The following is a 13,808-nucleotide window of genomic DNA, read 5'->3' as shown; positions in this document are numbered from 1 at the left end:
CAGTAAGGACAGGTGACTTCCATAGCATAAGAGGCCAATTCACCCGAAAAGAGTCACGCCTCCCAGTCGCGTTCCGTTTGCAGGGCCTCCATATCACGGTTGCAGGTCAAAAGCGCGCCATGCAGGAAACTGCCGCGAATATGGGCTGCGAAATCTTTCTCGGCCAGATCGCCATCCACCCGCACGCCCTGCGACGGAACCCCATGCCCGACATAGCGCAACTGCGCATCGCCCTGCTTGGTCCAGAAAAACGGGATACGGTCGAAAGGCTGATCGGTCTGGCCCATGAGATAGGCGGCAAGATGCGCGCCCTGATCCGCCGCATGGGCCCAATGCTCGATCCGCAACCGCCCCGACCCATCACATGCCGGATAATTCGCGATGTCACCGATTGCGAAAATGGCCGGATCGGAGCTGCGGAACTGCGCATCCACCAGAACGCCGTTCTCCTTCTCGGCCAGATCCAGCCCTGCTTCTTTGGCAAGCGTCAGATCGGGAGCAACGCCGATGCCCAAAATCACCAGATCGGCCTCGAGCCGATGGCCGTTTTCCAGCGTCACCTGCGCCCCGTCGAAACCGGTCAGCGTGGTGCCCAGATGAAACGCGACCCCGTCACTCTCATGCTGGCGCTGCACGAAGTGTCCGATTTCGCGCCCCAGCGTTTTTTCCATAGGCACCTGATCCCGGGTCACCACATGGATTTTACGCCCCTCTGCGGCCAGCGCCCCTGCCGCCTCCAACCCGATGAAAGACGAGCCAAGCACCACGATCGAGCGCGCCGTCTCCGCCCGCGCCATGATCGCGCGGGCATCCGACAGGGTGCGCAGCGTGAAGACCGCGGCATGATCCGCCCCCTCGAAATCCGGACGGACAGGCACCGCCCCCGTGGCCAGCACGAGACTGTCATATTCAAGGATCTGACCATCGGACAGATGCACCTGTCTGGCCTGCCTGTCGATCTTGCGGGCGCTGATCCCCCGGAGCAGCACGGGTTGCGGATTGTGCGGATGGGCAAAAGGCAGCGCCGCCGCCTCGGGTGCCTTCATTCCTGACAGAACCTGCTTGGACACGAAGGTGCGATCATAAGGGGCCTCGGCATCCTCGGAGATCAGTGTCACCTTCGCCCCCTGCCCCGCCGTCACGAAGCGGTCGGCCAGAGCATGCCCTGCGGCGCCCGCCCCGATAATGACGATCTTCTCCTTCGGGGCCGCGCCCTGTGGCTCTGCGGCGGGCGCACGCTTTCCTGTCACCCGCAGGAGGCCATCGGTAATTTCGACCTGAAAGCAGCCAAGCGGCGTGATCGCCGGAGCACCTGTCGCCTCGCCGGTCCGAAGATCGAAACGGGCATGGTGGAACGGACAACGGATTTCGCCCTCGGCAACAAGCCCCGTGCCCAGATCGGCCCCAAGATGGGTGCAACGGGCGGAGACGGCATAGGCCTGCTGCCCCTGACGCACCACCGTCACCTCCTGATTACCGAAACTCCCCGTAAGCGGCTGGTTCTCTTCAAGCGTGTCAAAACGGATGCCTGCCTTGAAATCGGGTTGGTCTTCCATGATGCTCCTCCTGAAATACGTTTCTCCCTCAACGCGAAGCGGCCGCCCACGTTCCCGCAGCGGCCCTCACAACAATGAAAGGCGCCGGAGCACCACCTCCAACGCCTTTCAACATAATGAAATTATTTATTTAAATTACTCTACCTCGTCATCCTTGAAGGTCCGGTGCCCCGAAATCATGGTCGAGACCATAGACTGGCGCGACATGATGTCTTCGCGGATCGCGACATAGATATGGATGATCATGAAAATGATGATCGCCCACATGCCAAGGTGATGCAGCGTGTGCAGACGCTGGCTGTTCTGCACAAGGCCAAGCACCCAGCCCATCAGCGTGTCAGGCAGCGATCCCTGACCAGCGCCTTCGGCATAAAGCGCCCAGCCGGTGACCAGCATGAAGGTCAGCCCGATGGTGATGAAGAAAAACATCGCAAGCTGCGCCAAGGGGTTATGGCCCACATATTTCTTCGGCTTGTTTTCAAGGAACAGATACCAGCGGATCTCGAACATGACCTCTTTCCAGAAATGCATGTTGAGGATCGGGACATAGAACATCTGCCTGGCATGGTGATTGCCCACCATTGCCCAGTAGAGCCGCCCGAAAAAGCCGACCGTCACGATCATGGCCGCCGCGAAATGCGCGAAACGGATATAGCCCATGACGAACTGGTTATAGGCCTCGTCGATCTGCATCGAAGGCAGCGGTGCGCCGATGAAATAGCCCGTGACGCAGAGAACGATGATGCAGGCCGCATTGGTCCAGTGCCACAGGCGCACCGGCGCCTCGTAGACATAGACCGAATTCTGCCGACGGATCGATTCAAGATCCGCCGCCGTCGCATCACCGGTCAGCCGTGCGCCGGGCATGATCTCCGACGCATCGACCGCAGGCTGGTGGATATGCTTGTCGGCCATGACTCAGTCCTCCTTGGACTTGCCAAAGACCTTCCGCACAGCTTCCAGCACCAGATAGACCGCCCCTACAGCAACCGCCGCCATCAGAAGATGCGCGATTTCATGCCCGAAGGGGCCGGGGGCCGTCGGGTGGCCCGGATGGGCCAGTGCCGGTGTCGCGGTCGCTGCGAATGCAGCCAGAATTGCCAGACGTTTCATAATGATCCCTCCCTTAGCGCACTTTGACCGTGGTCAGCTCTTGCCCGTCATTCGACATCACATGGGTCGAACAGGCGAGGCAGGGGTCGAAGGAATGCAGCGTGCGCAGCAATTCGACCGGCTCCTCGGGGCGTTCCATCGGGGTGTTCATCAGCGAGGCCTCGAACGCGCCGATATTCCCCTTGCTGTCACGGGGCGAACCGTTCCAGGTGGTGGGCACCACGCATTGATAGTTCTCGATGCGGCCATCCTTGATCTTGATCCAGTGGCCAAGCGCGCCGCGCGGGGCCTCGGTCATGCCCACACCCTTGGCCTCTTTCGGCCAGGTGCTCGGGTCCCATTTCTCGATATTGGCGGTCGACTGGTCGCCCGATTTGATGCGGTTGATCAGCTTGTCATAGAAATGCAGCTGCAAACGCGAGCAGTATTCGGATTCCAGCGCCCGTGCCGCAGTCCGGCCCAGCGTCGAGAAGACCGCATCAAACGGCAGATCCATCTTGGACAGCAGGCCATCGACCTGCCCCTTGATGTCCTCATGCCCTTTGGCATAACCGATGATGTAGCGCGCAAGCGGCCCCACCTCCATCGCATGGCCCTTCCAGCGCGGAGCCTTGATCCAGCTGTATTTGGCGCCCTCATCCAGCTCTTCGATATTGGTCTTGGTGCCTTTGGCATTGGGACCGAGTTCGAATTTCGGATTGGTCTCGCCATCCCAAGGATGCAGACCCTTGCCCGGCTCGCCATATTCATACCACGAGTGGTCAACGAATTCCTGCACCTGTTCGGGATCGCGCGGATCGACATCCAGCACTTCGTTCAGATTGCCATTGATGATCGCGCCGCGCGGTAGATGCAGCTGCTCGGGCGAGAAATCATTCGGATGCTCGGGAATATCGCCATAGGCCAGACAGGATTGCGACGACAGGCCGCCCCCGTAGAGCCAGTTCTTGTAGAAGCCGCCAATCGCGATCACATCGGGGATGTAGACATTGCGGTTGAATTCCAGCCCCTTGTCGATGATCGATTTCACAAGGTTGAGGCGTTCCATGTTGATCGCCCCCACCGAGCCCACGCCATCGATATTGATCGGGCACGGCACGCCGCCCACCAGCCAGTTGGGATGCGGGTTCTTGCCACCGAAGATGGTGTGCAGCTTCACCACCTCTTTCTGAAGATCCAGCGCCTCCAGATAGTGGGTGGTCGCCATCAGATCCGCCTCGGGCGGCAGTTTATAGGCGGGATTGTCCCAATAGCCGTTCTTGAACAGCCCAAGCTGTCCGCTTTCGACAAATTTCTTCAGCCGGTTCTGAACGTCGCGGAAATAGCCGGGAGATGACAGCGGATGGCTGGGAGACACCATCTGCTGCAGCTCCGACGTCGCCTTCGGATCGGCCTTGAGCGCATTGACGGGGTTGACCCAATCCAGCGCATGCAGGTGATAGAAATGCACGATATGGTCGTGGATCTGCAATGCCAGCTGCATCAGGTTGCGGATGGAGTTGGCGTTATCGGGGATCTGGATCCCCAGCGCATCTTCCACCGCGCGGCAGGAGGTCAGCGCATGGGTGCCGGTGCAGACACCACAGATGCGCTCGGTGAAGGCCCATGCATCCCGCGGGTCACGCCCCTTCAGGATCACTTCCAGACCGCGCCACATGGTGCCGGTCGAGACAGCGTTCCGGATGACGCCATTCTCGTCCACGTTCACTTCGCAGCGCATATGGCCTTCGATACGGGTGACGGGGTCCACAACAATCCGCTTGCCCGAATTGTCCATGGCATAGCCGTTGGGAGTATTGAGAACGCTCATGCTCAGACTTCCTCGTTTTTCTTCTGGGCGCGCTTGAGCGCGGAGACGGCGGCATGCACGGCCACGCTGGCACCGACAACGCCTGCGGCCACACCACCGACCTTATCGGCATTGGCCTCGATCCCGAATTGCTTGATATTGGTCAGCCGGTCATAGAAAGACCCCTGATCCCAGAACCCGTCTTCCGAACAGCCGATACAGCCGTGGCCCGACTGGATCGGGAAGCTCACGCCATCATTCCAGCGCACGGTGGAACAGGCGTTATAGGTCGTCGGGCCCTTACAGCCCATCTTGTAGAGGCAATAGCCTTTGCGGGCGTTCTCGTCGTCCCAATGTTCGACGAACTGCCCAGCGTCAAAATGCGGCCGGCGATAGCACTTGTCATGGATACGCTGCGAATAAAACATCGCCGGCCGCCCCTGACGATCCAGCTCGGGGAGCCGGTCGAAAGTAAGCATATAGGTGATAACACCGGTCATGACCTCGGCGATGGGCGGGCAGCCCGGAACCTTGATAATCGGCTTGTCGGTGATGACCTTGTGCACGGGGGTCGCACGGGTCGGGTTGGGGGCGGCGGCCTGCACACAGCCATAGGAGGCACAGGCCCCCCAGCTGATGATCGCCTTGGCATGCTGGGCGGCATGTTTGAGCTGCTCGGTGAAGGGCTTGCCGCCGATGATGCAATACATCCCGTCTTCATTCAGCGGCGGGTTCCCCTCGACCGCGAGGATGTAGTTGCCTTTGTATTTCTCGATCGTGTCCTGCAGGGCGGCTTCGGCGGCATGACCTGCGGCCGCCATCAGCGTGTCGTCATAATCGAGCGAGATCATCGACAGCACGACATCCTTGGCCAGCGGGTGCGCCGAGCGGATGAAACTTTCCGAACAGCAGGTGCATTCCAGCCCGTGCACCCAGATCACCGGCGTCCGCGGTTTGGTTTCCATCGCATGGGCGATCTTGGGCACGAAAGACGGCCCCAGCCCCAAAGCCGCTGCGGTGAGCGAGCAGTATTTCATGAAACTGCGCCGGGTGATCCCCTGACGGCGCATAACGTCGTAGAATGTCTCGATCGAGGACAAGACCTTCCCTCCCTGGTGCCTGGCTGCGGGATGGGGCCAAAGCCCGCACCGCGCGTGGTATGCCATTGGATGCCACAGGCGGACGGGCCAAGGCCCGCGGAAAATGACAAAATGTCACAGGTCCGTTTTATGATTTATTTTCATACAGTTGGTCAAAAATATCCATATAGGACGCAGGATTGATCGGTCACTTGGCTACCAACTCTCCGCCTATCTGGCAGCTTGGCTTTCACCCATTGCCCGCGCCATGCCAATCACCGCCTGCCCCAAGGCCAATCCGCCGTCATTGGCCGGAACCTTATGATGCAGCAAAACCGGCACGCCCGCCAAGGCGGCCACAAGCTCGTCCTGCAACACGGTGTTTTGCAAACAGCCCCCCGACAGCGCGACCGCCTGCGCCCGTCCCGCGCGCACCAGATCGCCGGCCCGCTGCGCGAAGGCCTGCGCCAATCCGCGATGGAACCGGAGCGCCATGATCTCGGGCGGCACGGCACGGGCGCGGTCTTGGGCCCATGCCTGCCAGAGAGGGCGCGTATCTATCTCTTCACCCGCCCCGAACGGATAGCCGTCGCAGACCCCTCCGTCCTGCAGCGCCTTGCGCGCCAAAGCCTCCAGCCCCATCGCGGCCTCGCCTTCAAAGCTCTGCGAGCCCGCAAATCCCAAAGCGGCCGCGAACGCATCGAACAGCCGTCCGGCAGACGAGCAGGACGGCGCATTCAGCCCTTTCGCCATCGCCTGCCGCAACAGGGCCAAAGGCTGCCCCGACAGCAGCAGATCCGCCAGCGCGCCCAGCCCCGCATGGTCCAGCTGGGCCAGAAGATTGCGCCAAGGGTCGCGGCTGGCCCGATCCCCACCGGGCAGCGGCACCTGCGACAGATGTGCCACCCGCTGACAGGTGGCATACTCGCCCAGCAAAAGCTCGCCGCCCCAGATATGGCCATCCTCGCCCAGCCCCAACCCGTCAAGCACGATCCCCGCCACAGGCCCCGCCAGCCGCGCCCAGCCGTTTTCCGCCAGACAGGCCGCCAGATGCGCATGATGATGCTGCACGCGGACCAGCCCCACCCCCTCCGCCTGCGCCCGCGCCTCGCCATACCGTGTCGCACGAAACTCCGGATGCAGATCGACCGCCACCAGATCGGGGGAATGCTCGAACAAGGCGCGATAATCCCGATCCGCCGCTTCGAACGCCGCGATATTGAGGGCATTGTCCAGATCTCCCAGATGGTGCCCCAAAAGCGCCTGCCCCTCGCGCACCAGACAGATCGCGCCTTTCATCTGCCCGCCATAGGCAATCACCTGCGGCCCCTCCCGGAACCCTTCGGGCAGATCCAGCACATCTGGCACCCGCCCGCGCGCCCGACGCAGCACCATCGGCCCCTGCGGGGTCATCCGCTCGACAGAATCATCCAGACGGCGCGCAATGGCACGGTCATGCAGCACAAAACCATCCACAATCCCGCCCAGTTTGGCCAAAGCCTCCTCATTGCCAATCACCTGCGGCTCTCCCGAAGGATTGCCCGAGGTCATCACCAAAGGACGACCGGTTGCCGCCACCAGCAGATGATGAAGCGGCGTATAAGGCAACATCCAGCCCAGACAGCCCTGCCCCGGCGCCAGTTCGCGGGCCGCCACACCCATAGCCCTGGCCCGCAGGGACAACACCACAATCGGCGCGGCAGGATCGCGCAACAAGGCACGCTCGGGGTCACTCACATGACAGGCCGCCTCGATCATGGCCGGATCCCCCATCACGGCCAGAGGCTTGGCAGGCCGGTGCTTGCGGGCCCGCAACCGTGCAATCGCCTGCGGATTGCCCGCATCACACGCAATATGGAACCCGCCCAACCCCTTGATCGCCAGAATCTCGCCCGCGCGCAACCGCGCCGCCGCCGCCGCCAGCCAGTCTCCGGCTTCGGGCACACACCAGACCTTGGGGCCGCAGATAGGGCAGGCGATCGGCTGCGCATGGAAGCGCCGGTCGGCAGGGTCGCGATATTCCTCCGCGCAATCGGCACAAAGCGCGAAAGCTGCCATGGTCGTCTGCGCCCGATCATAGGGCAGCCCCGTCACAATCGAGAATCGCGGGCCACAATGGGTGCAATTGGTAAAAGCATAGCCCGCCCGACGCCCCGTTCCGGCCACCTCCGCCAGACAGTCCGGACAGCTGGCCGCATCGGGGGTCACCCGCGTCCGCACAGCCCCCGCCTCCGAAGCCAGAATAACGAACCCCTCGGCCAACGCACCCAGCCAGCGCGAAACCTCCACCTGATCGACCCGCGCCAGCACAGGAGCCTCACCCCGCAACCGCGCAACCAGAGCCTCCACCGCCGCACCACGCACACGGATCACCACCCCGCCCGCATCATTCAGAACATGCCCCGACAGCCCCAGCTCTTGTGCAAGACGCCAGACAAAGGGCCGGAACCCGACACCCTGAACCTGCCCCCGCACGCGAATCTCGACTGTTTCCATGTTCCAGCTGCCCTAAATATCCCGGGGTGAATTGGGGCCGCCAAGGCCCCAAGAGGGGCAGAGCCCCTTGCGATGCTCAATGCACGGTGCAGGCCATACAGGGGTCGAAACTGCGCACGATATGCTGCACCGAAACCGGCACCTCCTCGCCCTCCTGCACCGGTGCCCCGACCAGCGCTGCCTCCAGCGCACCGGGCACCCCCTGCGCATCGCGCGGGCTGAAATTCCATGTCGTCGGCGCAATGATCTGATAGCTGGCAATGACACCACGTTCGATGCGCAGCCAATGCCCGAGCGCCCCACGCGCCGCCTCGACCAGACCGACGCCCACGCCCTCTTTCGGCATCTTGCCCTGCTGCATGAACTGCGCTGCAGGATCAATCGCCTCGGCCCAGCGCTCCATCAGCATCTGGGTCCGTGCAAGCTCCAGCAACCGCCCGCCGATCCGGCCCAGAACACCGGCCCCACGCATCGCATGGGCCAGCGGATGGCCATCCAGGACCTGCCGCGCCAAAGCGCCGGTTTCAAACACGCGCCCGTCCAGACGCGGGGCCTTGCACCAGCTATAGGCGCTCTCGCGCATCATCTCGTCGGGACGGGTCTCGCCATATGCGGGATGCCTGGCCTCGCCCAGCATCCACGCATGCGACGGATCTTCCACCAGCCCCCGCAAATCCAGCGGCCGCGCCTCCCCTTCCCAGATGCCGGCGGCAAAGCCATAAGCAGGCGCGCCCCCATCAGAACGCAGCGGATAGGCACCGAAGCTCAGATACCGGTCCCCCCCCTGCCCCAGCTGGGCCAGACCGAGCGTCTCGGCGATCTCGAAAAACAGTCCGGCATCGCCACTGCGCCACGCCAGAAGATCCCCAAGGCCCGCCAGCGCGACAAACTCTTCCAGCGGTGCCCCAAAGACCACTTCTTCCAGATAGCGCCTGAACCCGCGCAGAACCGAACGTATCCGCAGCCGCTCGCTTGGCCCCGGTGCCCGCGTCACTCCCCCCGGCTGGAGTGCCAGAGTATGCGGCCATTTCCCCGCCATCAGGCCCAGAATATGCATCAATTCCGCGCGGGCTGCGACGCAGGCACGCTGCGCCGAGCCCTCCATCGGGGTAAACCGCTGTAGCGCGCGGCCATGCCACGACCGTCCCGCATAGACCGGTCGTGTGAAATCGGGCATGAAGAACAGATTGAAATGCGTCAGATGGTCGGACACATTCTCGACCGCATGGATCAACGCGGCCATCATCGCACCTTGCGGCGTGGGGGAAAGCCCCATTGCCGCCCCCAAGGCCCGCGCTGCAGCCGCCGACTGGCTGATCGAACAGATCCCGCAGATACGCGGCGTGATGGTCAGCGCATCGCGCGGATCCTTGCCCACCAGCATGCGTTCGAACCCCCGATAAAGCGGCGCATTCACATGGGCCTGCGCGACTGCGCCCCCTGCAATCTCCAGCCGCACCTCCAGATCCCCTTCGACCCGATTGAATGGCCCGACCACCAGCTTTGTCATTTGCGCCCCTTCGTCTGCGCCGCACCCGCGGTTTTGCCCCGCAGGCTTGGCGGCACATCCACACGGTCGGCCACGGCATTCCGGGCCAGACGCTCGGGGGTGGCCGCCTTGGACAGCGATGCCAGCGCCATGAACCATGCTTTCGGCATATCGGTGGGCAGCCCCACCGGAATGCCCGCGATTTTCGGGGTCTCGGTAAAACTGTGACGCGGTTCCTCGAATTCGGGAGCGGTGCAGTTGATACAGGGGTAATTGCCGCGCGTGCACGACCCCGACCCGTTCCACGGGCGGATATTGCAATCCCCCATCGCCTGCGTCCCGATACAGCCCAGATTTTCCATCATGCAGCCGATATCGGACAGTTTCACAGCCGATGCCTTGTATTCGTAGAACTCGTTTTTCGGACAGCCGTGATGCACAAGATGGCGGGTATAGAAAAGCGGTCGCGCCAGCGCATCCAGATCCTGGGCACCCAGCCGGTCTTCCGCCAGCAGCATCAGGGTCTCGCTGACCCAATCGGGATGGGTCGGACACCCCGCCACATTGATCACCGGCAAACCACCCGCCGCACGGAAACTGGCGGGAAAGATGCCGCCACTATGCGCGCCCTCATATTGCAGCCCGCACGCATCCGAGGGATTCTCGCCCGCAGAGGTTACCCCGCCAAAGGCGGCACAAGTGCCCACCGCCACCACATGGCGCGCCTTGGCGGCAAGGCTTCTGACCCAGTCCAGCATGGACCGGCCCGTGCCGCCCAGCATCTGGAACCGCCCCGTGCCGCGCGGGCCACGCGCGATTGCGCCCTCGACACATAACACATCAAGCGCGATCTCTCCGGCCTCGACCCGTGCCAGAAGGGCGCGGGCCTCGGCCCCTGTCTCGAGGCTCAGGGAAGGATGCCAGAGCAGGTTGATCCCCGCATCGGCCAGCCGGTCGAACAGGATCGGCCCTTCGGCGCATAACAGCGACATCGTACAACCGCCGCAGCCCGAGGATTGCAGCCAGAGAACATTCATTAAACCTTGGACCCCATCTGTTTAGTCTGTGGCAATTCCAGCAGGAAACAGGCCCCGCCCGCCGCATTGGCCCGATAGGATAGCCGCCCGCCATGATCGGTGGCAATGCGGTGGCTGATGGCCAGCCCCAGCCCCGTGCCCTGCCCCACTTCCTTGGTGGTGAAGAACGGATCGAACATCGAGCGCGCCACCTCTTCGGAAATACCCGGCCCGTTATCGCAGATCACAAGGCGGGCCATACCGGCCTCTTCGGATGCCGTGATCGTCAGATGCGGCGCAGGCTCTGCCACCATTGCATCCAGCGCGTTCTGCACAAGATTCATGATGATCTGCTGGATATGGCCTGCGCGCCCCATCGCCTGCAGCACAGCCAGCCCGTCAAACACAATGGCGACCTCCCGATCCGACCCGCGCGCGACCCAATGTGCCGCAGTCCGCGCCACTGTCACCAGATCGAAAGCGACGCTCTCGCCGGAACCATCCGAGGACAGGCGACGCAGATCCTCGACAATATCCCGTACCCGCTCGGCCCCGTCCCTTGCACCGGCAATGGCTTCGCGCAGGTTGCGCACCTCGCGATCCAGCCGCAATTCCTCGCGCAGAGCCATCAGCTTTTCCCGCGAAGCACCGTCCTGCACCTCGTTGAAATAGGTTTCGAATTTGGTCGCATAGCGCTCCATAGCATGGGTATTGGCATAGACGAAGCTGATCGGATTGTTCAGCTCATGCGCGACACCGGCCAGAAGCCGCCCCAGCGAGGCCAGCTTTTCATTCTGCACCAGAAGGGATTGCGCGGATTTCAAGGCGTCATGGCTGGCCGCCAGCTCGGAATAGGCGCGCCGCAATTCCCCCACAGGCCGCCCCGTCAGCACATGCCCGCTCAGCCGCCCGCGTTCGTCAAAGCGCGCATTGATCGACATCTCCAGCAAGATCTCCCCCTCCGGCCCGCTCAGGCTAAGCTCGCAGGTCACAGTGGCGCGACGGTCGGTGCATTCGGAAAGCGCCGCAATCAGGTGGTCGCGGCTGGAGGGGGCAACAATATCGAGGATATCCAGACCCGACAGATCCCCCGCCGAACAGCCGGTCATCTGCGCCACAGAGCTGGAGGTCTCTTCCACACGCCCCTGACGCGAGACAACGATCAATGCATCCGACACCGAAGACATGATCGAGTTCAGATAGGAGCGCATATCCTCAAGCGCATGATTCTGGTCTTCCAGCTGCGCCTGATAATCGACGAGATTCGCATAGGTCTTGTCCATCGCGGACAAAACATCGACCCAAGCGGCCTCCTCTACCGCCAGAGGCGGGGCAGCAGCAGGGCTGTCATAGGGCGTGTGATCGTGTTCCATGCTCATATATCAACCCTAATCGCTTGCGCCGGCTTTGTCTGCATTGCTTTGTGGCAGGATCTTGCAGAAATAATACCTGACTATAATAATCAGACTTTACAAACCTGATTTTTTCACTCAGATTAAGCCCCACGATGCCAGTTGATCTCGACCAGCCGCTTGCCGAAAGGATGATGGATATGCGCCTACGCCCCGCCCACCGGCCTGCAAAACAGGCAAAATCGGGCTCGACCACACCGATTACACTCGCAGACCTCGTACAAGCCCTGTGCGACGGCTTCAGCCCGCGCACGAATGCAATCGACACCATGCTAGACAGAATTGAGAGAACCAGATGACCATTTCCCCTAGCTTCACCCAAGCCCTTCCCGCGCATGATGCAGAAGATCTGACCAATGGCGGCAATCAGGCCAATATCCTTCTCAACGGTCAGGTCTATACGCTGCGCATCACCCGCGCCGGCAAGCTGATCCTGACCAAGTGAAGCGTATTCCGCAGGGTCCAGATTTCATTTTTATCATTATCCCAAGGGAGCGCCTCACGAGCCGCTCCCTTTTTTGTGCCCCACAGGCCGGAGGCTTCGGAACAGGCCGCGCCCACCTGTGTCACACGCAGCCACCGCCCCCGCCTTCCAGTCCGGCCCAAAGCCATAGGGCGCTAAATCCGGTTCGGGTATTCCGTCGCCGCGCATGACCCTTTAGACTGCCCGCATCGCCCGCCCCCCCTGAATGGAAGCTTTCCCGTGACGACCAAACCCATGTTGCATCCCCGAAACCAGCATCGGGAAGGGTATGATTTTGCGCGTCTGGTGGCGCAGACCCCCGAGCTTGAGGCCTTCACCCTGAAAAATCCTCTGGGCGGGACGACAATAGATTTCAAGGAAGCCGCGGCTGTCCGGATGCTGAACCGTGCGCTTCTGAAGACCCATTACGGCATCGGGTTCTGGGATATTCCGGCCCGCTATCTCTGCCCACCGATTCCCGGACGGGTCGATTACATCCATTATCTGGCCGATCTTCTGGCAGAAAGTAACCACCGCGCCATTCCGCGCGGCCCGCAGATCAGGGCACTGGATATCGGCACCGGCGCGAATCTGGTCTATCCGCTGACAGGTCAAAGCGAATATGGCTGGAGCTTCACCGGCGTCGATATCGACCCCGAAGCGATCCGGTCGGCGCAGGATATCTGCCGCGCCAACGCGCTTGACATCACGCTCAGATACCAGCCCCGGCGCGAGGATATCTTCAAAGGGGTGATCACGCCCGATGACCTGTTCCATGTCACCTTATGCAACCCGCCCTTCCATGCCTCGCCCGAACAGGCGCAAAAAGGCACCCGACGCAAATGGCGCAACCTTGGCAAGACGCCTTCCACGCAACTCAATTTCGGTGGACAGAATGCCGAGCTGTGGTGCCCCGGTGGCGAAATCGGCTTCATCGCGACCATGATCGAACAAAGCATGGATGTCGCCGAGCAATGTTTGTGGTTCAGCTGTCTGGTCTCGAAAAAAGACAATCTCGATCCGCTATACCGGCTGTTGAAACGGGCAAAAGTCGCCGAATACCGGACCGTTGACATGGCACAGGGGCAGAAAACCAGCCGTTTTCTTGCCTGGACCTACTACCCCGAAAGACAGCGCAGCCTGTAACGGAGCCCCACGCGCCCTGCGGCCCCCACCGATCCGGCCTGACCGGATGACGCTATACACATGTGACCCACGGCCCGGTTGAGCACGGGACGAAACAGTCGCAACCGTTTGCAGATACAGGATGATGTCGGGGAGTTTGGAGCGGGCGGCGGGAATCGAACCCGCGTCATTAGCTTGGAAGGCTAAGGTCTTACCACTACACAACGCCCGCGTAGTGGGAGAGTGGATATAGAAGCGACAGCCGCGATG

At 61.9% G+C, this 13,808-nt stretch carries 11 protein-coding genes and 1 tRNA gene; 2 read left to right on the top strand and 10 right to left on the bottom strand.

Translation table 11 applies throughout. The annotated features are described in order from the left end of the window. Window positions 1-53: 53 nt before the first annotated feature. From WDB88_RS05545 to WDB88_RS05505, 9 genes are all read right to left on the bottom strand, one after another. Entirely contained in the window at window positions 54-1,556 is a 1,503-nt protein-coding gene (locus tag WDB88_RS05545; protein WP_339109204.1) for an FAD-dependent oxidoreductase, read from the bottom strand. Window positions 1,557-1,691: 135 nt separating this feature from the next. Further along, on the bottom strand, window positions 1,692-2,471 hold the full coding sequence (cybH, locus tag WDB88_RS05540; protein WP_339109203.1) for a Ni/Fe-hydrogenase, b-type cytochrome subunit: 780 nt from the start codon (window positions 2,469-2,471) through the stop codon (window positions 1,692-1,694). 3 nt (window positions 2,472-2,474) lie between these two features. Further along, window positions 2,475-2,669: a hypothetical protein gene (locus WDB88_RS05535; RefSeq protein WP_339109202.1), complete on the bottom strand. Its 195-nt coding sequence runs from the start codon at window positions 2,667-2,669 to the stop codon at window positions 2,475-2,477. A 13-nt stretch (window positions 2,670-2,682) separates the two neighbouring features. Next, window positions 2,683-4,479, bottom strand: a complete 1,797-nt coding sequence (locus tag WDB88_RS05530; RefSeq protein ID WP_339109201.1) for a nickel-dependent hydrogenase large subunit — start codon at window positions 4,477-4,479, stop codon at window positions 2,683-2,685. Window positions 4,480-4,481: 2 nt separating this feature from the next. Next, window positions 4,482-5,558 carry a hydrogenase small subunit gene (locus tag WDB88_RS05525; protein WP_339109200.1) on the bottom strand — a complete coding sequence of 359 codons (1,077 nt, stop codon included), beginning with the start codon at window positions 5,556-5,558 and terminating at the stop codon, window positions 4,482-4,484. 210 nt (window positions 5,559-5,768) lie between these two features. Further along, window positions 5,769-8,033: a carbamoyltransferase HypF gene (hypF, locus tag WDB88_RS05520; protein ID WP_339109199.1), complete on the bottom strand. Its 2,265-nt coding sequence runs from the start codon at window positions 8,031-8,033 to the stop codon at window positions 5,769-5,771. Window positions 8,034-8,109: 76 nt separating this feature from the next. Further along, the gene (locus tag WDB88_RS05515) at window positions 8,110-9,543 is read right to left on the bottom strand and encodes a nickel-dependent hydrogenase large subunit (RefSeq protein ID WP_339109198.1); all 1,434 of its coding nucleotides are present in this window, start codon (window positions 9,541-9,543) and stop codon (window positions 8,110-8,112) included. Further along, on the bottom strand, window positions 9,540-10,559 hold the full coding sequence (locus WDB88_RS05510; protein WP_339109197.1) for a HupU protein: 1,020 nt from the start codon (window positions 10,557-10,559) through the stop codon (window positions 9,540-9,542). Before WDB88_RS05510 ends, WDB88_RS05515 begins: the two co-directional genes overlap by 4 nt. Beyond that, window positions 10,559-11,911, bottom strand: a complete 1,353-nt coding sequence (locus WDB88_RS05505) for an ATP-binding protein (RefSeq protein ID WP_339109479.1) — start codon at window positions 11,909-11,911, stop codon at window positions 10,559-10,561. Before WDB88_RS05505 ends, WDB88_RS05510 begins: the two co-directional genes overlap by 1 nt. Before the next feature lie 334 nt (window positions 11,912-12,245). On the opposite strand from WDB88_RS05505, the gene WDB88_RS05500 reads away from it, so the two are divergent. Both WDB88_RS05500 and rlmF read left to right on the top strand, forming a co-directional pair. Beyond that, window positions 12,246-12,395, top strand: coding sequence for a hemin uptake protein HemP (locus tag WDB88_RS05500; RefSeq protein WP_339109196.1), 150 nt, complete (start codon window positions 12,246-12,248; stop codon window positions 12,393-12,395). A gap of 258 nt (window positions 12,396-12,653) precedes the next feature. Further along, window positions 12,654-13,559 (top strand): 23S rRNA (adenine(1618)-N(6))-methyltransferase RlmF, encoded by a 906-nt coding sequence (gene rlmF, locus WDB88_RS05495; protein WP_339109195.1) that lies wholly within the window; start codon window positions 12,654-12,656, stop codon window positions 13,557-13,559. A gap of 137 nt (window positions 13,560-13,696) precedes the next feature. Here the strand turns inward: rlmF and WDB88_RS05490 are convergent. After that, a tRNA-Gly gene (locus WDB88_RS05490) sits at window positions 13,697-13,770 on the bottom strand. Window positions 13,771-13,808 lie beyond the last annotated feature (38 nt).

This window comes from Thioclava sp. GXIMD4216 (assembly GCF_037949285.1).
Classification (GTDB): domain Bacteria; phylum Pseudomonadota; class Alphaproteobacteria; order Rhodobacterales; family Rhodobacteraceae; genus Thioclava; species Thioclava litoralis.
The sequence above is the reverse complement of the archived record's forward strand: the minus strand, read 5'-3'. Positions and strand labels throughout refer to the sequence as shown.

Excerpts from the sequence above, each read along its gene's own strand:
- WDB88_RS05500 (WP_339109196.1), top strand. The coding sequence starts at position 12,246 with ATGACCATTTCCCCTAGCTTCACCCAAGCCCTTCCCGCGCATGATGCA.
- WDB88_RS05510 (WP_339109197.1), bottom strand. The coding sequence starts at position 10,559 with ATGAATGTTCTCTGGCTGCAATCCTCGGGCTGCGGCGGTTGTACGATG.
- WDB88_RS05545 (WP_339109204.1), bottom strand. The coding sequence starts at position 1,556 with ATGGAAGACCAACCCGATTTCAAGGCAGGCATCCGTTTTGACACGCTT.
- WDB88_RS05515 (WP_339109198.1), bottom strand. The coding sequence starts at position 9,543 with ATGACAAAGCTGGTGGTCGGGCCATTCAATCGGGTCGAAGGGGATCTG.
- WDB88_RS05530 (WP_339109201.1), bottom strand. The coding sequence starts at position 4,479 with ATGAGCGTTCTCAATACTCCCAACGGCTATGCCATGGACAATTCGGGC.
- WDB88_RS05505 (WP_339109479.1), bottom strand. The coding sequence starts at position 11,911 with ATGGAACACGATCACACGCCCTATGACAGCCCTGCTGCTGCCCCGCCT.
- WDB88_RS05535 (WP_339109202.1), bottom strand. The coding sequence starts at position 2,669 with ATGAAACGTCTGGCAATTCTGGCTGCATTCGCAGCGACCGCGACACCG.
- hypF (WP_339109199.1), bottom strand. The coding sequence starts at position 8,033 with ATGGAAACAGTCGAGATTCGCGTGCGGGGGCAGGTTCAGGGTGTCGGG.
- cybH (WP_339109203.1), bottom strand. The coding sequence starts at position 2,471 with ATGGCCGACAAGCATATCCACCAGCCTGCGGTCGATGCGTCGGAGATC.